Origin of the sequence: Kribbella sindirgiensis, from assembly GCF_004331435.1 — a bacterium.
GTDB lineage: Bacteria > Actinomycetota > Actinomycetes > Propionibacteriales > Kribbellaceae > Kribbella > Kribbella sindirgiensis.
This window is the reverse complement of sequence record NZ_SJKA01000005.1, coordinates 582,301-602,277: the sequence shown is the minus strand read 5'-3', so window position 1 is coordinate 602,277 and position 19,977 is coordinate 582,301. Positions and strand designations below refer to the sequence as shown.

The following is a 19,977-nucleotide window of genomic DNA, read 5'->3' as shown; positions in this document are numbered from 1 at the left end:
GACCCCGCAAACGCCTCGGCTACCACACCCCCCGCGAAATGTTCGCTAGCCTCCTCATCCAAGACCTAGACCGCGTTGCGACCACCCCCTGAATCTGCCGGGAGTACTCCTCCCCGAACCGGTTTGGGGCCCCGCCAGCTCATGCCGGGATGCCGGGATGCCGAGAGGGTGATCGTGGTTGGTGGGAGGGTTTTGCCCCGGATAGCGCCAGAAGACCTCCACGGACGCACTGAAAACCCTCCACCAAAGCCAGCCCGGCCACCGAGCAGAGGGCCGCGCCGAGGGGCCAGACGCAACTGGTCGGGCAGCCCCGTTCGGCACGGCCCACGACGCCGGACCGCACGACCCAGGAACTCGTCTACCGCCCGAGCCTCCACGCCCGACCGAGCTCCTCGACGGACCCGACCCGCAGGGCATCCTCATCGTCTCCAGGCGGTTCGAACTCGGCGAGATGCTGATCCAGTACGTCGTCCGCGACATCCCGCCGTCGCGGAGCAACCCGGTTCCGGTCCCGCCGCGCGCGCACCATTGCCTGATCCACCTCGACGTACACCAACCTGAACTCCACCCCAGCTCCAACCGCCAGCGCCCGCCACCCGTCGCGCAGGAACCGCGGCGAGCTGGTGTCGTCGACCACCACCGTCGTACCGGACGACAGCAACTCCAGCACCTCGGCCTGGGCGAGCTGATACGTCCGGCCCCACTCCTCGACCGGGATCCCGTCCCCGCCCCATAACCCGCGCCGCTCGTTGATCTCGTCAAGGCTCACGACAACCGCCGGCAACTGCTCCGCCAGCGCCCGAGCCACCGTGCTCTTCCCCGAGAACGAGGTCCCACACAACACAACCAATCCAGCCGTCACAACTGCATCCAACCAGTTGCCGCAGGTCAGCTCATGCCGACCTTCTGGTGCTCGGGCTCCACGACGAGCACCACTCGTTCCTGCGCACTCTCGGATCGAGCATGTGTACTCCTTCAGCGAGTGTTCTCGGAGCGCCAGGTCATGTAGTGGGCGACTGCTTCGGCGGGGTTGTAGTCCGGTGTGAATCCGGTGTCCGCGGTGAGTCGGCTGATGTCGAGGTGCGGGGACAGTTGCCCACCGGGGACCGTCCCGACCCCCAAGGCGTCGGCGAATTCGCGCTGCATCGTGGGGCGTCCGCTGGAGACGTTGTAGATGGTGTGGTTCAGCGTCTCCGCTGTCGTCAGCAAAGCGATCGCGCGCCCCGTGTCCGGCGCGTAGCACGAGTCGCCGCCCTCGTCGGCGTGCAACGGAGCCGGCTGTCCGCCTCGCTGGAGGGCGCTGACGTACGGCGGGATGAAGTTGAACACCGACTCCGGGTCCATCAGCGGTCCCCACGTCGACCCGATCCGGAGGATGACCGGTTGTACGCCGGAACCCCGCAACGCGTGGGTGGTGAGCGGTTCGACCGCCTTCTTGAACGCGACGATCAGGTGCGGCAGGTCCGCGTCCGGGAGCGCGAGCCCTTCGTGCCATGGGCTTTCGTCCTGGCCGATGTATACGCCGATGCTGCTCGCGACCGCGAACCGGCGTACGCCCCAGGCCCGGGCCGCGTCGAGCGCGTTCAGCAGCCCAGTGGTGTCGGTGCGAAAGTACGCGACCGGATCGTCGCCCGGGATGGTGCCGGCGAGGTGCACGATGTCGCTGACGTCGTACCGCTCCCCGAGCGCGAGGAACGCGTCCCGGTCGGTGACGTCGAGCTGTTCCACGATGACCTTGCCGTCGAGGAACGACGGGAGATCGGTACGCCGGTACGACGTGACCACGACCTCCTGTCCGAGGTCGAGAAGAGCGTGGGCGGTGTGGGCGCCGATCATTCCGAGCCCACCGGTGACAAGAATCATGCCTGCGACGCTACGAGCCGCACACATCGGAGTCTTGAACAAATCCCGCACGATGGGTGTGCGAGCCCGACGCGTCAGTCATCCGACCAGGCGTCCCAGGGCGACCTCCGCTCCCGCGTCGTCCGCTTCTGGTTCTTCCTGTGTTCCGAACGCAATCGCGACCCGCCGATCAGCCCGCCGATACTCACCACGACCAGCCCGATCCCGACGAGACGCCCGCGTTGCTCCATTGCCGAGCACGCTTCTCGGCCAACCCGGTCGTTGCTCGGTTCCGAGGTGAACGCTGTACCGCATTTCACCCTCGCGAACATCTGGCGGGCGTCGTCGCTCCACAGCGTGAGCTCACGGTAGTCCCGCTGCCAGGGGTAGACCGTCCCGACGACGTGCACACCGTCGCTGTCCAGCATGTACTCCGCCATCCGCGGGACGCCCAGAAACCAGGCAGCCGCGGGCAACGCCAGCACCGCGACGACCTGTGCCCAGGTTCCCACGTGCCACAGCAGCTTGGCCCGATTCGACATCCGCTTCCCCTTTGCGCCCGGCTCGGAGCGTAGCCGGGCGGATCGGCGTGCGCAGTCCGGGCGACAGGTTCCTGCCAGCCGGGATCCCTTGACCTGGCGGGGGATTCAGGGGACCTTGGACGGCATTGGATTTACGAGTCACTTCCGAACGTGGTGCGTAAAGGAGTGCCGTGGACATCGTGATCGGGGTCGTCACCCATGTGACCCACCACGAGTTGTTCCACGACGCCGCGCGCACGCTGGGCGGGGTGGATCTCGAGTGGGTCAGTTACGACCACGAGGACGAGATCCGAGACAAGGTCGCGGAGTTCCTGAGGACGACGCGACTCGACGGCTTCCTGGCCGGCCCGGTACCGTACACCGCGAGCCAGGAACTCCTCCCGCCCGGGCTGCCGGTCGGCGTGATCCGGTCGTCGGCGCTCGACCTGACGCTCGCGCTCTACCGTGCGCAGGAACGCGGCTGGGGTCGTACGCCGGTCAGTATCGACACGTTCCCGGCCGAAGCGGTCGAAGCGGTGGCCACCGCGCTGGACCTCGATCAGGACCAGATCGACTGCTTGCCCTACGCACCGACCCAGAGCGTCGACGAGATCGTGGCGTTCCACCAGGCCGCGTACGAGAGGTTCGGTGAGCGCAGCTACGTGATCAGCGTCCGCGCCGCCGTCCGCGAACAGCTCGCCGGCCGGATCCAGATCATGAGCGGTATGCCGGTACCGGCCACGATCCGTACCGAGCTGCACGAGCTCGCGCTGCGGATCGAGTCCGAGCGGGCCAGTGCGCAACGGTTCGCCGCGGGCGTCTTCCTGATCGAGGCGTCGGCGGACGAGGAACGCGCCCGGATCGGTCTGATGAATCATCTGCTCAACACCCCCGAGTTCGCCGGCGCCTGGATCGAGAACCGCGGGCGCCGCGGTGTCGTCGTCTTCGCCCACAAGGCGTTGTTCGAGCGCATCACCCGCAACTGGGTCGCCGTACCCGCACTGGCCGAGGCCGCCGCGGCGCTCGGCGCACAGATCTCTGCCGGTTTCGGCGTTGGTGTCTCGGCCCGGAACTGCGTACTGCTCGCCGAGCAGGCGGCCGCGCGCGCCGAGCTCGCCGACGAACCGTGCGCGTACCTGTTCGAGGACAGCGGTGTCGTGATCGGCCCGATGGGGCCGGCCGGCGAGGCGCTGCGGTTCTCGTACCGCGAGCACGGCGACGAGGTCGAACATCTCGCGAAGTACGTCGGTCTGAGCGCGACCACCGTCTCCCGGCTGGCCGCGCTGGACCACGAACTGCAAGGCCGCACGCTCTCGCCCGGAGAGCTTGCCGGTCATCTCGGCATCACGGACCAGAGCGGACGCCGCCTGATCCGGACTCTCGACGCAGGCGGCCTGGTGAGCGTCGAGGGCACCGCCCAGCACCACCCCAAAGGACGCCCGACGCGTCTGTACCGACTGCGCATCGCCCAAGCGTTGGAGGCACAACCATGGAGCTCACCCGCCGCCACATCCTCAAGCTGACCGGTCTCGGACTGGCCGGCCCTGCCCTGCTGTCCGCCTGCTCGAACGACTCCTCCTCGGGAGGTGGTTCCGGCGACGGCAGTGTGAAGTTCGAGGGCTGGGACTACGAGGCAGCGCTGGTCCAGCAGAACCTCGACCGCTTCACCAAGACCAGCAACGTCAAGGTCAACTACACCCCGATCACGAGTGCGCAGTACGTCCAGAAGGTCGTCGCCGAGTTCACCGGCGGCGGCGGACCCGACGCGCTCTACGTCTACGACGACTCGCTCGCGGCCTGGGTCGAGGGCGACTACCTGCAACCTCTCGACGGGATGGCCGGTGTCGACGAGGTGTACGACGCGATCTATCCCGGGAACGCCCAGGCGATGACGTACGACGGGAAACGGTACGGCCTCCCGTACTACACCGACGCGACGTGCCTCACGTACAACGCCGGAATCCTCGCCCAGGCAGGGATCTCGAAGCCGCCGGCCAGTCTCGAGGAGCTTGAGGCACAGGCGCTGAAGATCAAGAACGCCGGCCTGCTGGAGTACCCGATCGGTCTGCCCGCGCAGCTGTCCGACACCTGGTGGTCCTGGGTGTGGGCGCTGCTGTTCGGCAGCGGCGGAAACATGTTCGACGACCAGCAGAACCCGATCATGAACACCTCGGACACCGTCACGAAGGACGTGTTCGCGTGGCTGCAGCAGGCCGCGACCAAGTCGAAGGTGATCGACCCGGCGTCGCTGCAGCTGCTGCCGGTGCCGGTCGACAATGCGATGAAGGCGAACCGGTACGCGTACACGATCGGCGCCCGCTACGCGAGCCGCGACTACAACGACCCGGCCAAGTCCAAGGCCGCGGGCAAGATCCGGATGGGCCTGGTGCCGAGCCTGGACGGCAAGGAGCACGGGACGGTCAGCAATACCCGGATGTACGGCCTCGCGAAGGACACCGAGGTCAAGGACAACGCGTTCAAGCTGCTCACGTACCTCGGCGGGTACGACTCTGACAAGCAGCCGTACACGGCGAAGTTCTGGTTCCTGCAGCGTGGGCTGGGCTTTGCCTACAAAGCGATGGTCAACGATCCGACGATCACCGCGGCGCTGAAGAAGTTCGCCGATCCGACGGTCTACACACACCTGGCCGAGATCGCCAAGCCGCGCAACGTGCTCGGGGTGCCCTGGTACACCGAGTTCGAGACCGAGATGCACAAGGTCGTGCAGGGCGTGCTGAGCAACCAGACCCAGCCGTCGGCCGCGGTCGCGTCGCTCGCGCAGTCGGCCGAGACGCTCAAGAAGAAGTACTCCTGACGATGGCGGCCCTGACTGGCTTCGCCGAACGGCGGCCGCTGGGCGACAACGCCAAGGCCTGGGCGCTGAACGCCCCGGCCATGGTGGTGATCGCCCTGCTGGTCGCCTATCCGATCGGGTACTCGTTCTACGTCAGCCTGCAGAAGAACAACCTGAAACGCCCGCGGGCCAAGCGATTCATCGGGTTCGACAACTACACCTCGCTACTCAGCGACCACGCGTTCGTGAACGCTTTGAAGGTCTCTGCGTTGTTCGTGGTGGTCGTCCTCGGGCTGACCGTCGTCCTCGCGCTGATCCTGGCGCTGGTGCTGAACGAACGCTTCCGCGGCCGCGGTCTGCTGCTCAGCCTCGCTTTGTTGCCCTGGGCAATGCCCGGGGTGGTGAACGGCCTGATGTGGCGGACGATCTTCGACGCGAAGACCGGTGCGCTGAACGGCCTGCTGCAGCAGCTCGGGCTGATCGACAGCTACCACGCGTGGCTGACGTCCGGCACGGGAGCGTTCCTGTTCACGGCGCTCGCCCAGGTCTGGAACACGCTGCCGTTCTCCGTCATCATTCTGCTCGCCGGATTGTCGACAATCCCCGCGGAGCTGTACGACGCCGCGACGGTGGACCGCGCCGGCGCGTGGCGACGGTTCACCGAGGTGACCGTGCCCTGGCTCCTGCACCCGCTCCTCATCGTCCTCATCCTCGAGACGATGAACGCGTTCCGCGCGTTCGACACCATCTACGTCCTCACCGGCGGCGGCCCGGGCGACGCGACCACCACAATCGCCCTCCTGGACGTTCAAACCGTCCTCACCTTTACCGACTTCGGCCTGGGCAGCGCCTACGCCTGGGTGATCACCGCCATCACCCTCCTGATCTCCGTCGCCTACATCGGCCTCCTCTACCGGAAAGGAAATTTCGAGGTATGAGCACCGCCGTGAACGTCCCGCTCCGGTATCGGGTTCCGTGGAAGAAGATCGTGCTCTACGTGCTGGCTGCCGGGTTCGCGCTGTATCTGGTGCTGCCGTTCTACTGGATCGTTGCGATGAGTTTCATGCACGAGGTGGACGCGATCTCGGTGCCGCCGCACTGGGTTCCGACGCATCCGACGCTGGAGAACTATCTCGGGTTCGTGCGGCCGAACGCGGCGCAGGAGCTCGTCGGCGGACGGGCCGTGTCGGAGACGCCGTACTCGTTGCGGAACAGCCTGGTCGTGGCGACCGCGACCGCCGTACTGAACCTCGCGCTGGCGACGTTCGCGGCGTACTCGTTCTCGCGGCTGAAGTTCCGGGGGAGTCAGGTGCTGCTCGTGCTGTACCTGCTGACCCGGATGGTGCCGGGGATCGCGATCATCATCCCGTTCTACCTGCTGATGCGGTCGTTCGGGCTGCTGGACACGTATCTCGCGCTGATCCTGTCGTACACGACGTTCGCGTTGCCGATCACGATCTGGATCCTGAAGGACTTCTTCCGGTCGGTGCCGCGGGAACTGGAGGAGGCGGCGCGCGTCGACCGGTGCGGATGGTTCCGGACGATGTGGACGGTGTTCCTGCCGGTCGCGGCGCCGGGGCTGGTCGCGGCCGCGGTGTTCGCGTTCATGACAGCGTGGAACGAGTTCATGTTCGCGCTCTTCCTGACCAGTACGAAGGCGGCGAAGACGATCCCGGTGGTGGCGGCGAACTTCGCCACCGACTTCAACACCCAGTTCACCGTGATGGCCGCGGCCGGTGTGCTCGCGGTCGTTCCACCTCTCGTGCTGGCCCTGCTGTTCCAGCGCAAGCTGGTGCAGGGCATGGCCGCCGGATCCGTGAAGGGCTGAGGCAGATGGCTGAAGTGCGGTTGGAAGGCGTCACCAAGTCGTTCGGCGGCAAGGTGGCTGTCGACAATCTGAATCTCACGGTCGAGGACCAGGAGTTCCTCACGCTCGTCGGACCGTCCGGTTGTGGAAAGTCGACAACCCTACGGATGATCTGCGGGCTGGAGCGGGCCACCGAGGGGCACATCTTCTTCGACGGCAAGCCGGTCAGCTGGCTGCCGGCGAACAAGCGGGACGTGTCGATGGTGTTCCAGAGCTACGCGCTCTACCCGCACAAGACCGTGCGGCAGAACATCGGGTTCGCGCTGAAGATGATGCGGGTGCCGAAGGCAACGGTCTCGGAGCAGGTGCTGCAGGCGGCCCGGACGCTGGACATCGAGGACCTGCTGGACCGCAAACCGCGGGAGCTGTCCGGCGGCCAGCGGCAGCGGGTCGCGCTCGGCCGGGCGATCGTCCGCGACGCCGGCGCGTATCTGCTCGACGAACCGCTGTCGAACCTCGACGCCCAGCTCCGGGTGCTGATGCGCGCGGAGATCAAGCGGCTGCACGTCGACGTGGCACGGACGTTCATCTACGTCACGCACGACCAGGTCGAGGCGATGACGATGTCGGACCGGATCGCGGTGATGCGCGACGGCGTCGTCCAGCAGTGCGCGACACCGGAGGAGATCTACGAGCGTCCCGCGAACCGCTTCGTGGCCTCGTTCATGGGCTCACCCCCGATGAACTTCGTCACCGGCGAACTCGCCGACGCCGACGGCACCCGAACCTTCCGCAGCCCCGCCCTCACCGTCCCTCTCACCGGTCCCACGTCGCCCGCCACCTTGCCGGACGACCCCCGAGTCGTTCTGGGAATCCGTCCCGAGGACGTCACCCTCTCCGCCGCCCCGGTCGCCGGCCATCACCCCGGAAAGGTCTTCGTAGCCGAACCACTGGGCCCCGACGTCCTGGTCACCGTCCGCATCGAGGGCGAACTGATCAAAGCCCGCGTCCCGACCCCCTTCCGCCTCGGTCACGACAGCACGGTGTACGTCGGGTTCACCCCGAACCGCCTGCACCTGTTCGCCGCCGCCGACGGCACCGCACTCCACGCGCCCGAACGAGAGGAACACTCTTGAGAGACCCCGAGAACGCCACCGTCGAGGTCGAACTCCCCGCCGACTTCGACGACTTCTGGGCGGCCGGCCTGGCGGACTGTGCCTGCTACCCGCTCGACCCAGTACTCACCGAGATGCCGACGCTCTCCACAGACACTGTGATTGTCTACGATCTGCGCTTCACCAGCTACGGCGGTCTCCGCATCGCCGCCTGGTACGCCGTCCCGCGCGCGGGCACCGCGCCGTACCCAGGCCTGGTGACGATCCCCGGCTACATCTCCGAGCCGACCGTCCCGAAGGAGTGGGCGGAACTCGGGTACGCCACGCTCGCGATCGCGCCGCGCGGGAAGCTCCGCTCGAACGACGTGTTCAACCCCGGATACCCCGGCCTGCTGACGCACAACATCGTCGACCCCAACACGTACGGGTACCGCGGCTTCTACCTCGACGTGGTGCGCGCGGTCGAAGTACTGCTCGATCGTCCAGATGTCGACAATCTGCGGATCGGATTGCAGGGGTCCAGCCAGGGCGGTGGGCTCGGGATCTCCACGGCCGCGTTGCTCCCCGACGCGATCCGGTGCGTCGCGGCGGGAGCGCCGTACCTGTGCGGGATCATGACCGCGCCGACGCTGACCCGGTCGTACCCGTACGAGGAGATCAACGAGTACCTGCGGATCCATCCGAAGGACGTCGACCGGGTGCGGGAGACGGTCGCGTACTACGACGGCCTGAACTTCGCGCCGAAGGTGCAGGCGCCGACCCTGATCTACCTGGGGCTCGAGGACGACGTCTGCCCGCCCGAGACAGGGTTCGCGTTGCACCGAACGCTGACGTGCGAGACGACGCTGCACACCTATCCACACTGCGCGCACCACGCCGGCCTGCCGGACGTCATGCGCGTCGTGGAGGACTTCCTTGCCGAGCACCTCACCCCGGGACGGTGACCTGATGACCTTCGATGCCTACTGGGCCGCGGTCGACGAAGAACTCGCGGCGATCCCCGGCCGCCCGGTGCTGGACGTGGTCCCTGCGCGGACGACCGACGAGGCGACGTTCTCCACGGTGCGGATCACCAGCACCGGGCCGTACCGCGTGTACGGGAACCTCAGCATCCCCAAGGGCGACGGCCCGTTCCCCGGACTGCTCGTCACGCCCCGGTACGGAAGTGTCAACAACATCCCGCACCCGAACGACCGGAGCCGGTACGTCGTCCTCAGCCTGATGCACCGTGGCCAGCGGCTCGCCGACGAGGGATTCGCCGCGGCGTACCCGGGATTGTTGACGATGCACGTCGACGACCCGCAGACGTACGTCTACCGGGGTATCGCGGCAGATTGTCTACGAGCGGCGGAGTTCCTGCTCGGGCTGACCGAGGTGGATCCGGCGCGGGTCGCAGTCACGGGTGACGATCTCGCGGTGCTGACCGCGGCCCGACGGCCCGGGTTCAGCACCGTGCGGGTGACGGATCTCCTGTTCTACCGCGCGATGGAAGCGCGACTGAAGTCGTGCATGTACCCGCTGGAGGAGCTGAACGACCATCTGCGCGGCGGATCGTCGACCAGTGCATTGTCGACAACCCTGTCGTACTTCGATCCGTCGCGGCACGCCCCCGCGGTCACCGGTCGGACGTTGCTTGCCGTCGACGATGCGGAGTGGTGCGAGTCGCTGCTGTCGGCGTTGCCGGATCCGGAGGTCTACCAGGTCACCCACCTCGACGGCACCGACAACGACTTCCTCGACGCGTGGCTGGCCGAACGGTCCGGCGTACCGGCGATGTCGAAGTTCGTCGCATGACCGCACCACATCGCCCGACCGCACCACTCGGCGTGCGGCCGGTCATCAACGCCAATGCCACGGTCACCGTGCTCGGTGGATCGTTGATGCCGGCCCCGGTCGTGCAGGCGATGAACGACGCCGCGGCACAGTTCGTCGACCTCCCGGAGCTGAACGAGCGGGTGGGGGAGCGGCTCGCGGAGCTGACTCACAACGAGGCCGCGTCCGTGACCTCCGGCGCCGCGGCCGCGATCTCGCTGACCGTGGCGGCCTGTATCACCACCGAGTCGCAGGCGTTTCCCGCCGACGCCGAGGTGGTGATGTTCGCGAGCCAGCGCAACGGCTACGACTACTCGGCCCGGCTCACGGGCGCCCGGATCGTCGAGATCGGCCCGTCGTACGACGAGTTGCGTACGGCGCTCTCGCGCAAGCCGGCGTGCGTGCTGTGGTTTGCGGGCGCGCACTACGCGGCGGGTGCGTTGCCGGTGGAGGAGGTGGTGCGGGGCGCGCGCGAGTTCGGCGTACCGGTGATTGTGGATGCGGCCGCGCAGATCCCGCCGGTTGCGTCGTTGTGGCGGTTCACGCGGGACATCGGTGCGGATGCGGTGCTCGTGAGTGGCGGGAAGGGACTGCGAGGACCGCAGGCGAGCGGGTTGGTCCTGGGGAAGCGATGGCTCGTGGATCGGATTCGGGCACACACGTCGCCGAAGCAGGAGCTCGGGCGCGGGATGAAGGTGGGGAAGGAGGAGCTGATGGGTCTCCTCGCCGCGGTCGAGTGGACGCTGCAACAGGACGAGACGGAGCTGTTGGCCGGGTACGAGCGCGTCGTCGCCGACTGGATCGCGGGCCTGCAGGGTATCCCGGGAGTCGTGGTCGAGCGGGGCTATCCGAGCGAGGCCGGTCAACCTCATAGCCGCGCGGTCGTCAGGCTGGCCGGCGATCGTGACGCGGTGATCAAGGCCTTGTGGGACGGCGACCCACGTGTCGCAGTCGGCACCTTCGGCGTACCGCGAGACGCTATCGCTCTCAACCCCCAGACCCTCCGGCCCGGCGAGGATCGACTCGTCCTCGCCGCCCTTCTCGACATCCTCACGAACTCACCAGCCAGGCTGCACAGCCCTGAGTGACGCCACATCTGGTGGCCGGCTGCCGACTCGTGGCGTTCGGTTGCCGACGGGAACCGGCGAGTCGTGGAACGAGGTCGTCGTTCACCGCCAAGACCCACGACTCGACGAGCGGGGGAGGCCGGTCAGGTCTGATTGGGCTCGCCGGTGTGCGCCTTGGCGATCTGCGCGGCGAGGTCGTCTCTTCTTCGTGTCGCTGTTATCGAGACGCCCGTCCGCCGCGAGCGTGGTGCTCAAGGAGAGGATGCGCAGCGTCTCGTCGCCGGTGAAATCGGTGCCTGTGTCGTGCTGCTTCCCGGTCCGTCGCGAGGCGCAACTCAAAGCCTGGCCCGTCTCTTGGCTGCCAAGAACGCGAGGCTGCCTACGACGTCCGTGCAGCGGTCGACCGCCCGTCGCCGGCGACTGGTCTCCCGATCTCGCACTGCTCCACTACAGCATCGGACGGGTGCACCGGTGCGTCTGTGGCAACTACAGGTCAGGCCTGGCAGGGCTAAGCTCGGGGGATGGCGACTAAGCCGGATGAGACGCGGGGCGGGGTTGACCTGACCAATCTGGATCAGCCGTTGTTCGACGGGGCTGATGCGCGGAAGCGGGATCTGGTCGACTACCTGGACGCTGTGCACGAGCGGATTGTGCCGGAGCTGCGGGAGCGGCCGTTGTCGGTCGTGCGGATCCGGCCGGGGCAGCCGAAGTTCATGCAGAAGAACGTGCCGAAGTACACGCCGGACTGGGTGAAGACCGTGAAGGTCTGGGCGGAGGCGTCGAAACGCGAGGTGTCGTACGCGTTGTGCGACGACCGCCGGACGCTGCTGTGGTTCGCTAACCAGCGCGCGGTGGAGTACCACCCGACGTTGATGCGCGCCGACCGCTGGGACCGCGTGACGCATCTCGTGCTCGACCTCGATCCGCCGGAGGGCGAGACGTTCTCGATGGCGGTGCAGGCGGCGCTGCTGGTGCGGCAGGCGTTGACCGACTGCGGGTTGTCCGGCGCGGTGAAGACGAGCGGCGCCAAGGGCGTGCATGTCGTCGTGCCGATTGTCGACACCGTGTCGATCGAGGACGCCGCGGCCGCCACGCGGGCGATCGCGGCGCGGGCCGAGAAGATCGATCCGTCTGTGGCGACCACGGCGTACATCAAGGAGGACCGGCACGGGAAGGTGTTTGTCGACTCCACGCGTTCCGGTGGTGCGACGGTGGTTGCGGCGTACAGTCCGCGTGTTCGGCCTGGTACGACGGTGTCGTTTCCGGTCGGCTGGGACGAGTTGGAAAGCGTGACGCCGCGCGACTTCACGGTCCGTACCGCACCGGCGCTCCTGGGCGATCGCGACCCGTGGGCCGAGCAGTTACCCGCACCGCAGGCGATCCCGGATGACGTCCTCGTGGAAGGTCGCGCGATCCCGGTCGCCCGCGTCGCCGCCATGCACGAAGGCAAACGCCGCAAACGCGCCCGCGAAGCCGAAGAACAGAAACAGTCCGACTAACACCCATCCGCGCGGCCGGCCCAGGTGCCGGGTTCTACTCCGTGGCGGTGGTTAGGTCGAGGGAGCGGCGGCGGGTGGCGGGGGTCGGGTGGTTGCGGAGGGCAATTAGTAGGTCGCGCCACTCGGTTGGCCAGCCGGCGCGGGGGCCGGCGGTGGTGACCAGGGCGTGGGCCAGCAGCCCGGAGGCCAAGTCGGGGGAGTGGGCGAGTGAGTCGGCATCTGGCAGCAGGTCTGCGGGTGTCCAGGTTGACTCGGTTGCAGACAGTCGGCCACTGACGAGCTCCGCGGCCTTCACCGCGGCCAACGGATCATCAGCGACCAGGTCGCGGAGCTCGGCCGCTGACTGCGAGTGCACCAGCAGTTGCAGTCGGAGCTCCAGAGAGTCGGACCCGACAAGTTCGTCGGCAACCACCCGCAGATGCCGGCGGTCCTCCGCCGAACGGCGGCTGAACTGCGACGACAGCTGACTCACCAGATACGTGAGTCGCTGCCGAGCCGGATGATCCCGATCCGGCAACGCGTTCGGCAGGTCAGGATTCGCCTCGGACCGCACCAGCAGCCGAGCAACGTCAACCACATCGTCCAGCCCGGCCGGCGCATCTGTGGCGACGAACGACACGAGCGCAGTGGTCGCATCCCGCCACACCCGGCTCCGCAGGGACAGCCGGGTGATGAAGTCCGCGCAGACCCGAGTAGCGGCCGGGTTGTACCGCGCCCACCCCCGCAACGCGAGCAACGCCGGCCCCACGACCTCCGGCTCGCTACGAGTCGTCACAGCGATCAACAGGTCGGCGTACCGCGCCCGATACCCCACAGGTACGTCGTACGCACGCCGTGCCGTCAGCGCCGTCGCAGTAGCCGGGGAGTCATGCACTGCCTGCTCCAGCACAGCCCACGCAGCAGGGTCGTACAGCAGGTACTGCGACACAGTCCGCGCAATAGCAGCCCGCACGTCCCGATGCGCCCCAGACCACGCCTCCGTCAGTACGGCGCTAGCTCCCGGAGCCCGTAGCTCGCCAAGCAGCCGCACCGCCTCCTTCCGCGACGTGACCTTCACCCGCTCACCGGACAGCACCGGCTGCAGCAGCCCCGGCAGCAGACTGGGCCGTACGAACCGCGCCGCCCGGCTGGCCGCGTACACAGCGACCCGCGCCCGATCGTCACCCGCATGCGCGAGCAGCAACGGCATGGCAAGGTCAGGGCGCTCTGTCCACGCGAGGGCGGCCAGCGCGGCCTCCTGCAGGAGTACGTCGGAACTCCCGAGAAACTCATCCAACACAGCCCTACCAGCGACCGGCACGCGCCCAAGCGTCCTGATAGCCAGCGACCGGTACCAGGTGTGCATGCGGTCGTCACGAGCAGCCTGGACGAGTAGCTCGGCGTACCGGGCCTGCTGTCGCGGCAGCCAGCGCCGTAGCGCGTAGTCAGGCACCTGCCAGGAAGTGCTGCTGCGGTCGAACCGGCGAATCCGATCTGCCGCGGCGAGGACCGGGTCGAGCAGGTTGGTGTAGTGCTCGGTGACCAGCCGCCACACCGGCTGCCAGCGAGCCATGGTGACGTCTCGGTCGACAATCCGACGAAGGCGGGCGTAGCGGGTCCGAGGCGGTTCGAACCAGTACCTGGAGGCCTGCTCGGACACGTACTCCTGGTCGGACCAGACCGCCTGCTCCAGCACACCCGCGAGATGATCCGACCACCAGCGCCGGCGGCCCAGCGCTGCGGCGACCGTGAACGCCAGCGAGAACTCGTCGCGCTTGGCTCCGGCCTCGATCGCGGGCCGAAGCGCCTCGTACACGTCGGCCTCGCGTCCGCGCGGCAGCCTGTCGATCAGCGGATCCAGGTCGATCCGGCCGCGGTTCTCCGACAGCCGCGCGTGCGCCTGCAAACCCCAGTCCAGCAGGGCGTCCAGGTGGCGCAACACACCTTGTACGACGGCGTTCTCGGCCAGCTGCGTCAACGCGTGCCGTGTCGCCCACGACGTGTCCCGCGCCGCCAGGGCGTCGGTGAGCAGTGTGTCCAGCGACTCGGTCAGCGCATCGGTCAGCAGCGTCGGCGGCAGCTCCGCGACAGCTTGTAGTGCGTTGACCCGGACTGTGTCCTGGTCGTTCCGGATGCGCCCTGCCACCCACGTGACAGCCTGCACGACCTGTCCCGGTCGCCTGCCGTACCCGGCCGACCGGATGACCCCCTGGTAGACCGAGCTGCGTACTGCGGCGTCTGGATCGCTCACGTCCGGTTCGAGGAGTGCAAAGGCCTCGTCGAAGGGCAGATGACCAGTGATCGCCCGCCGCCACAACCCGTCCTCAACAGCAGGTAGCGCGAGCATCCGACGTGTCTGCTCAACGCGCACCGCGTGCGGCAGCACCTGCAGGAGCTCCGTACTCAGCTGCGCCTGCCCGAGGTCGACGTACTGCGTCACAGCCGCGAAAATCACCGCCCGCCGCGACGGCTCCAGTGTGCCGAGGAAGGTGGCGAGCTGCGGCCACAGGACTCGTCCGAGAGCGATGAGCTCGTCGTCGGAGTACCTGTGCAGGCGACGCCGGAACGCCGGGGTCAGCGCCCGCGTCACCGCGCCGCGCCGGTCGGGTGCGAGCAGCAACTCCAGCACGCCTGCCGGGTCCCGGTCCGTGAGCGGACCGATGATGTCGAGCACTGCGACGGGGAGCTCGTGCGCAGGCACCGCCTGCTTGATCAGCTCGAGCACAGTGTCCGCAGCATGCTCTAGCGAAGCAGTGACGCCGTGACCGACGCCCTGCCACCACTCCTCATTGGCAGGGAGCGTCTGACGAGCAAACGCGAGTACTTCGTCCGGATGGTGCTTGGCGAGCTGACGCCACCCGCCGGGGGTCACGCAGTACGCCAGCTCGGGCAGCAGCCGCGCCACGGTCGCGTGATCGGTCGCGTCGAGCAGACCGGTCGCCGCCACGTCACCCCACCGCGCCCGGTGCTCGTCGATCAGCCGTACGGCGAGGTGCTCGCGCCGCTGCCGACGTACCAGGGCCACGAGCTTCGAGCGCAGTGCCGCGGGCGCGTCGTCGTACACGATCCGCAGGTCGTCGTCCGCGATCGGCACCCCGCGACGGACCGCGGCGAGCGCCCGATTCTGCACGACCGGATCCGGGTCCCGAAGCATCCGGCCGACGTACGACGTCTCGCGGGTGATCTCGGCGATCTGGAGTCCGAGGACCCGCTCGAAGGCGGTACCTCGACCCAGCTCGCCGAGGAGACTCACCAACTGCGGCGCCTGGTCGGCGAGCAGGCGTACGCGCTGTCCGGACGAGAGTCCGTCGATCGATCGCAGCAGCTCGGGCAGACGCATGGCCCCATCCTGCCCAATGGGTGGTGTCAGCTCTTCAGCGAGGCGTCCAGGATCATCGTCGCGGCCTCCCGGGCGCGGGCCGCGGGGTCGGCCGTCCCGGAGATGGCGGACCGGGTGATGGCACCTTCGCTGAGCAGGATGAGGTGGTCGGCGAGGCGGTCCGGGTCGGCGGCGCCGGCGGCCTTCGACAACTCGGTCAACGCCTGGCGGAAGCCTTCCTTGTGCTGCGAAGCCAAATCCGCCACCCGAGGCGAGACAGTGCCGAGCTCACCGAACGAGTTGATGAACGCGCAGCCCCGGTAGTCGCGCTGCTGGAACCAGTCGGAGAGGAAGTCGAACACCGCGAGGATCCGCGCGCGCGGGTCGGTCGCGGCGTCGACGTGCTCGGCGAGCATGGACTTCCAGAGTGCGTCCCGGCGGTCCAGGTACGCCTCGATCAGGGTGTCCTTGGACGGGAACAGCTGGTAGAGCCGCTTCAGCGACACCCCGGACGCCGCCCGGATCGCGTCCATCCCGACCGCCTGCACGCCGCGCTCGTAGAACAGCGCGTCCGCCGCGTCCAGCACCTGCCGCTGCGCCGTCGCCGTGTCCAGCACCATCTGGTGAACCTCCCGCGTGACCCGCGCCACCTTGCGCGGAGAACCATCGTTCTCCTAGAGTAGCAAACACCTCGGAGAACGAACGTTCTCCGATCCTGAAGGAGGATGCAGATGACTGTTCTCGAGCCCGCCGCCCAGGCCTTCGCCGACGCGACCGCGAAGCCGCCGTACCTGTTCCAGCTGACCCCCGAGGAGGGCCGCAAGGCCGTCGACGAGGTGCAGACCACCGACTACCCGAAGCTCCCGGTCGACGAGGAGTGGGTGACCGCCGCGGACGGCACCAAGGCCCGCATCGTCAAGCCGCAGGGCGCGACCGGCGTACTGCCCGTCATCCTCTACATCCACGGCGCGGGCTGGGTGTTCGGCAACGCGCACACGCACGACCGGCTGGTGCGTGAGCTCGCCGTCGGCGCGGGTGCCGCGGTGGTGTTCCCGGAGTACGACCTGTCGCCGGAGGTGCGGTACCCACACGCGCTTGAGCAGAACTACGCGGTCGCCCGCTGGATCATTGCCTCAGGCAAGGAGCACGGTCTGGACGCGGAGCGGCTGGCGATCGCCGGCGACTCGGTCGGCGGGAACATGACGGCTGCCGTGACGCTGCTCGCGAAGGAGCGCGGGGACGTGACGTTCGTCCAGCAGGTGCTGTTCTACCCGGTCACGGACGCTTCGTTCGACACGGCGTCGTACAAGGAGTTCGGCGAGGGGTACTTCCTGCAGCTGGACGGGATGAAGTGGTTCTGGGACCAGTACACGACCGATGAGAACGAGCGGAACCAGATCACGGCGTCACCGCTGCGGGCGACGACCGAGCAGCTGACGGGCCTGCCGCCGGCGCTGGTCATCACCGGTCAGGCCGACGTACTGCGGGACGAGGGCGAGGCGTATGCGGCCAAGCTGCTCGAGGCCGGTGTGCCGACGACCGCGGTCCGGTTCGCGGCGATCATCCACGACTTCGTGATGCTGGACGCGCTGCGCGACACTCATGCCGCGAACGCCGCGATCGAACTGGCGATCTCGACGCTGAAGAAGGCGCTCAGCGAATAGCGTCGAAGATCGCGTCGACAACCTCGCCGAGTGACCGCGCTGTGGTGTCGATGACCGTGCCTGGAGGTACGCCGTCCCGGGTGGCGTGCAGGTGGAGGATGAACTCCTTCTCCTCGTCGTTCCCGCCCCAGTCGTCGGCTTCGCGAGCGGCCAGCCGCTGCTTGAGGGTTTCGGTGTCCACATCCAGCACGATGACCTGGTCGAACACGTCCAGGAACTTGGTGAAGTTCCTGGAACCGCCACAGAAGAAGGCGATCTCCTCGGTCGTGTCCGCGGCGATCTCCCGGACCTTGGCGACGTCCCAGATGTGGTTGTAGTGGTTGTGGACCTCGACGCGTTCGCCGGTTTCCGGATCGCCCGCGTAGGCGAGTTCGTTGTCGCCGTCAACGGCTTGACAGCCGCGCTTCCGGAGCTCTCGGCACACCGAACTCTTACCGGTGCCGGAACCGCCCTCGACAAGGTAGTTGCGTTTCGCCATGCGCTTCACCGTAGCGAGAAGCGCCGTCGAAGAAACCTGAATTAACCGGCGGCCGCCCGGAGCTCGGCGAACGCGGCGGCCAGCTTCGGCAACGTGTAGTGGGCATTCAGGCCACTCGGGTTGGGCAGGATCCAGACCCGGGTGGCGCCGATCGTCCGATCCTGTGTGCCCACTGCCGCTGTACGTTCGCCGAAGGCATCTCGGTACGCCGTGACGCCGAGCACCGCGAGCCACTCGGGCTGGAGGTCGAGCACCTTCTTCACGAGGTTCTCGCCGCCCGCCACGAACTCGTCCCGCGTCAACTCGGCGGCCTTCGCCGACGGCCGGTCGACCACGTTGGTGATCCCGAGCCGATAGGTCAGCAACTCCTGCTGCTCCGCCGGCCGCAGTTGACGCGGTGTGAATCCGCTCAGGTGCAGCGCCGGCCAGAACCGGTTCCCCGGCCGCGCGAAGTGATGCCCGGTCTCCGCCGACATCAGGCCGGGATTGATCCCGCAGAACAACACCCGCAACCCAGGCCCGACGACATCCGGTATCCCCTGCACGAGCCACACCCTAGCCCCGGCGCCCGCGTCAACCCGAGGTTGAGGCGGGCGGCCGGCGCCATCGCCCGCGACCGCAACCACGACTTCATCGGCACCGAGCACCTGCTGCTCGCGTTCTATCGGGACCAGGCCGGAATCGCCACGAAGATCCTGCTCGAGCAGGGCCTCGAGGAGTCGGCGGCCTGGACCGACGTCCGCGCCGCCCTCGAAGGATTCACGAAGTAGGTTGGGCGCATGCCTGACTGGTCTGAGCGGTTGAACGAGTTGGCGGTGGCGGGCGAGGTCACCGGTGCGGTGCTCGGTATCTGGCACGACGGTGAGACGACCATCGCGCCGTACGGCGTCCTGAACAGCGTGACCGGTGTCGAGGCGACCGCCGACTCGCTCTTCCAGATCGGCTCGATCAGCAAGCCGTGGACCGCGTCGATGATCGTCCAGCTCGCCGCCGAGGACCGGCTGCGGCTGGACGACCCGATCGTCAAGTTGTTGCCCGAGGCACCTGTCGACCCGCGGATCACGGTCCGTCACCTGTTGACCCATACCAGTGGCATCGACGGCGACCTGTTCACCGACACCGGTCGCGGTGACGACTGCCTGCAGCGGTACGTCGCTCTGCTCGCGGACGTCGACCAGCTGTTCGAGCCCGGTACGGCGTACTCGTACTGCAATGCCGGCTTCATGCTGCTGGGCCGGCTGATCGAGGTGCTCGACGGCCGGACCTGGGACCAGTCGCTGAAGGCCCGTCTGGTCGAGCCGCTCGGCCTGACCCACACGGTGACCCTGCCGGAAGAGGCGATCCTGGAACGCGTCGCGGTCGGTCACCTCGCGGCGGACGGCTCGCGCGTGCAGACGTGGCAGCTCCCGCGCAGCATCGGTCCCGCCGGGACGATCAGCGCGAGCGCCGCCGACCTGCTCGAGTTCGCCAAGATGCACCTGACCGACGAGCGGTACGCGGCCATGCAGGAGCCGCAGGTCCCGTTCGCGGCCGGGATCGGCGGTTTCGTCGACCTCGGTCTGACCTGGCGGATCTACGACTGGGGCGGCCGCCGTCTGTTCGGTCACGACGGGTCGACGATCTCCCAGCTCGCCTTCCTCCGGATCGATCCGGAGGCGCGACTGGCGATGTGCCTGCTGACCAATTCCGGCAACGGCACCCGCCTCTTCGAGCCGCTCGCCTCCGAGGTGTTCACGGCGTACGCCGGCGTCGCGCATCCGCCCGCGCCGCAGCCGATCGACGTACCGGTCGACGACCGTCACGCGGGTGTCTACGAGCGCGCGAGCGTCCGGCTCGACGTCGCGAAGCGTGACGACGAACTGGTCATGACCTATTCCGCGACGGGAGACCGGCTGCTGTTCTCGGAGGATCCGGTGCACGAGTACGAGTTGCGCCCGACCGAACCGGCCGACGGCGACCATTTCGTCACCCGCGAGTCCCCGGCGCACCCGTGGGTGCCGGTGACGTTCACCCCGACGCACGTGTTCACGTCGGGACGCGTCACGCCCAGGCGCTGAGATATTTGAGGTGCACTTTGGGG

Annotated in this window: 19 protein-coding genes; 12 read left to right on the top strand and 7 right to left on the bottom strand. The window is 67.9% G+C overall.

The annotated features are described in order from the left end of the window. Window positions 1–358: 358 nt before the first annotated feature. The 3 genes from E0H50_RS17865 to E0H50_RS17855 form a co-directional block, all read right to left on the bottom strand. Complete coding sequence (locus tag E0H50_RS17865) at window positions 359–844, bottom strand: P-loop nucleotide/nucleoside kinase family protein (RefSeq protein WP_272948510.1); 486 nt, start codon at window positions 842–844, stop codon at window positions 359–361. A gap of 131 nt (window positions 845–975) precedes the next feature. After that, on the bottom strand, window positions 976–1,863 hold the full coding sequence (locus E0H50_RS17860; protein WP_131289576.1) for an NAD-dependent epimerase/dehydratase family protein: 888 nt from the start codon (window positions 1,861–1,863) through the stop codon (window positions 976–978). A gap of 74 nt (window positions 1,864–1,937) precedes the next feature. Beyond that, window positions 1,938–2,384, bottom strand: coding sequence for a hypothetical protein (locus E0H50_RS17855; protein WP_131289574.1), 447 nt, complete (start codon window positions 2,382–2,384; stop codon window positions 1,938–1,940). A 170-nt stretch (window positions 2,385–2,554) separates the two neighbouring features. Between E0H50_RS17855 and E0H50_RS17850 the strand changes: the two genes are divergently transcribed. The 9 genes from E0H50_RS17850 to ligD all read left to right on the top strand — a co-directional run bounded on the left by E0H50_RS17850 (window position 2,555) and on the right by ligD (window position 12,457). Then, the gene (locus E0H50_RS17850; RefSeq protein WP_202868186.1) at window positions 2,555–3,886 is read left to right on the top strand and encodes a hypothetical protein; all 1,332 of its coding nucleotides are present in this window, start codon (window positions 2,555–2,557) and stop codon (window positions 3,884–3,886) included. Continuing rightward, a complete protein-coding gene (locus tag E0H50_RS17845) occupies window positions 3,853–5,178 on the top strand; it encodes an extracellular solute-binding protein (RefSeq protein ID WP_131289572.1) in 1,326 nt (441 codons plus the stop codon). The genes E0H50_RS17850 and E0H50_RS17845 overlap by 34 nt, the downstream gene beginning before the upstream one ends. 2 nt (window positions 5,179–5,180) lie before the next feature. Continuing rightward, entirely contained in the window at window positions 5,181–6,095 is a 915-nt protein-coding gene (locus tag E0H50_RS17840) for a carbohydrate ABC transporter permease (RefSeq protein ID WP_131289570.1), read from the top strand. Then, window positions 6,092–6,985: a carbohydrate ABC transporter permease gene (locus tag E0H50_RS17835; RefSeq protein ID WP_131289568.1), complete on the top strand. Its 894-nt coding sequence runs from the start codon at window positions 6,092–6,094 to the stop codon at window positions 6,983–6,985. Before E0H50_RS17840 ends, E0H50_RS17835 begins: the two co-directional genes overlap by 4 nt. A gap of 5 nt (window positions 6,986–6,990) precedes the next feature. Beyond that, window positions 6,991–8,100: an ABC transporter ATP-binding protein gene (locus tag E0H50_RS17830; protein ID WP_131289566.1), complete on the top strand. Its 1,110-nt coding sequence runs from the start codon at window positions 6,991–6,993 to the stop codon at window positions 8,098–8,100. Then, window positions 8,097–9,023, top strand: a complete 927-nt coding sequence (locus E0H50_RS17825; protein ID WP_131289564.1) for an acetylxylan esterase — start codon at window positions 8,097–8,099, stop codon at window positions 9,021–9,023. Before E0H50_RS17830 ends, E0H50_RS17825 begins: the two co-directional genes overlap by 4 nt. 4 nt (window positions 9,024–9,027) lie before the next feature. After that, window positions 9,028–9,873, top strand: coding sequence for an acetylxylan esterase (locus E0H50_RS17820; protein WP_131289563.1), 846 nt, complete (start codon window positions 9,028–9,030; stop codon window positions 9,871–9,873). Further along, window positions 9,870–10,979, top strand: coding sequence for a hypothetical protein (locus E0H50_RS17815; protein ID WP_131289561.1), 1,110 nt, complete (start codon window positions 9,870–9,872; stop codon window positions 10,977–10,979). The genes E0H50_RS17820 and E0H50_RS17815 overlap by 4 nt, the downstream gene beginning before the upstream one ends. Before the next feature lie 500 nt (window positions 10,980–11,479). Next, window positions 11,480–12,457, top strand: a complete 978-nt coding sequence (ligD, locus tag E0H50_RS17810) for a non-homologous end-joining DNA ligase (RefSeq protein ID WP_131289559.1) — start codon at window positions 11,480–11,482, stop codon at window positions 12,455–12,457. A 34-nt stretch (window positions 12,458–12,491) separates the two neighbouring features. On the opposite strand, the gene E0H50_RS17805 is transcribed toward ligD, so the two are convergent. After that, window positions 12,492–15,776, bottom strand: coding sequence for a HEAT repeat domain-containing protein (locus E0H50_RS17805; RefSeq protein WP_131289557.1), 3,285 nt, complete (start codon window positions 15,774–15,776; stop codon window positions 12,492–12,494). Window positions 15,777–15,802: 26 nt separating this feature from the next. Then, window positions 15,803–16,375 (bottom strand): TetR/AcrR family transcriptional regulator, encoded by a 573-nt coding sequence (locus tag E0H50_RS17800; protein ID WP_131289555.1) that lies wholly within the window; start codon window positions 16,373–16,375, stop codon window positions 15,803–15,805. A gap of 111 nt (window positions 16,376–16,486) precedes the next feature. On the opposite strand from E0H50_RS17800, the gene E0H50_RS17795 reads away from it, so the two are divergent. Further along, complete coding sequence (locus E0H50_RS17795) at window positions 16,487–17,419, top strand: alpha/beta hydrolase (RefSeq protein WP_131289553.1); 933 nt, start codon at window positions 16,487–16,489, stop codon at window positions 17,417–17,419. Here the strand turns inward: E0H50_RS17795 and E0H50_RS17790 are convergent. Together E0H50_RS17790 and mug are read right to left on the bottom strand one after the other, a co-directional pair. Then, window positions 17,409–17,897: an AAA family ATPase gene (locus tag E0H50_RS17790; protein WP_131289551.1), complete on the bottom strand. Its 489-nt coding sequence runs from the start codon at window positions 17,895–17,897 to the stop codon at window positions 17,409–17,411. The genes E0H50_RS17795 and E0H50_RS17790 overlap by 11 nt on opposite strands. Before the next feature lie 41 nt (window positions 17,898–17,938). Then, window positions 17,939–18,442: a G/U mismatch-specific DNA glycosylase gene (gene mug / locus E0H50_RS17785; RefSeq protein WP_202868185.1), complete on the bottom strand. Its 504-nt coding sequence runs from the start codon at window positions 18,440–18,442 to the stop codon at window positions 17,939–17,941. 39 nt (window positions 18,443–18,481) lie between these two features. On the opposite strand from mug, the gene E0H50_RS43850 reads away from it, so the two are divergent. Beyond that, window positions 18,482–18,667 carry a Clp protease N-terminal domain-containing protein gene (locus tag E0H50_RS43850; protein ID WP_238151030.1) on the top strand — a complete coding sequence of 62 codons (186 nt, stop codon included), beginning with the start codon at window positions 18,482–18,484 and terminating at the stop codon, window positions 18,665–18,667. Between the two features lie 9 nt (window positions 18,668–18,676). Further along, window positions 18,677–19,954, top strand: a complete 1,278-nt coding sequence (locus E0H50_RS17775; protein WP_131289547.1) for a serine hydrolase domain-containing protein — start codon at window positions 18,677–18,679, stop codon at window positions 19,952–19,954. Window positions 19,955–19,977 lie beyond the last annotated feature (23 nt).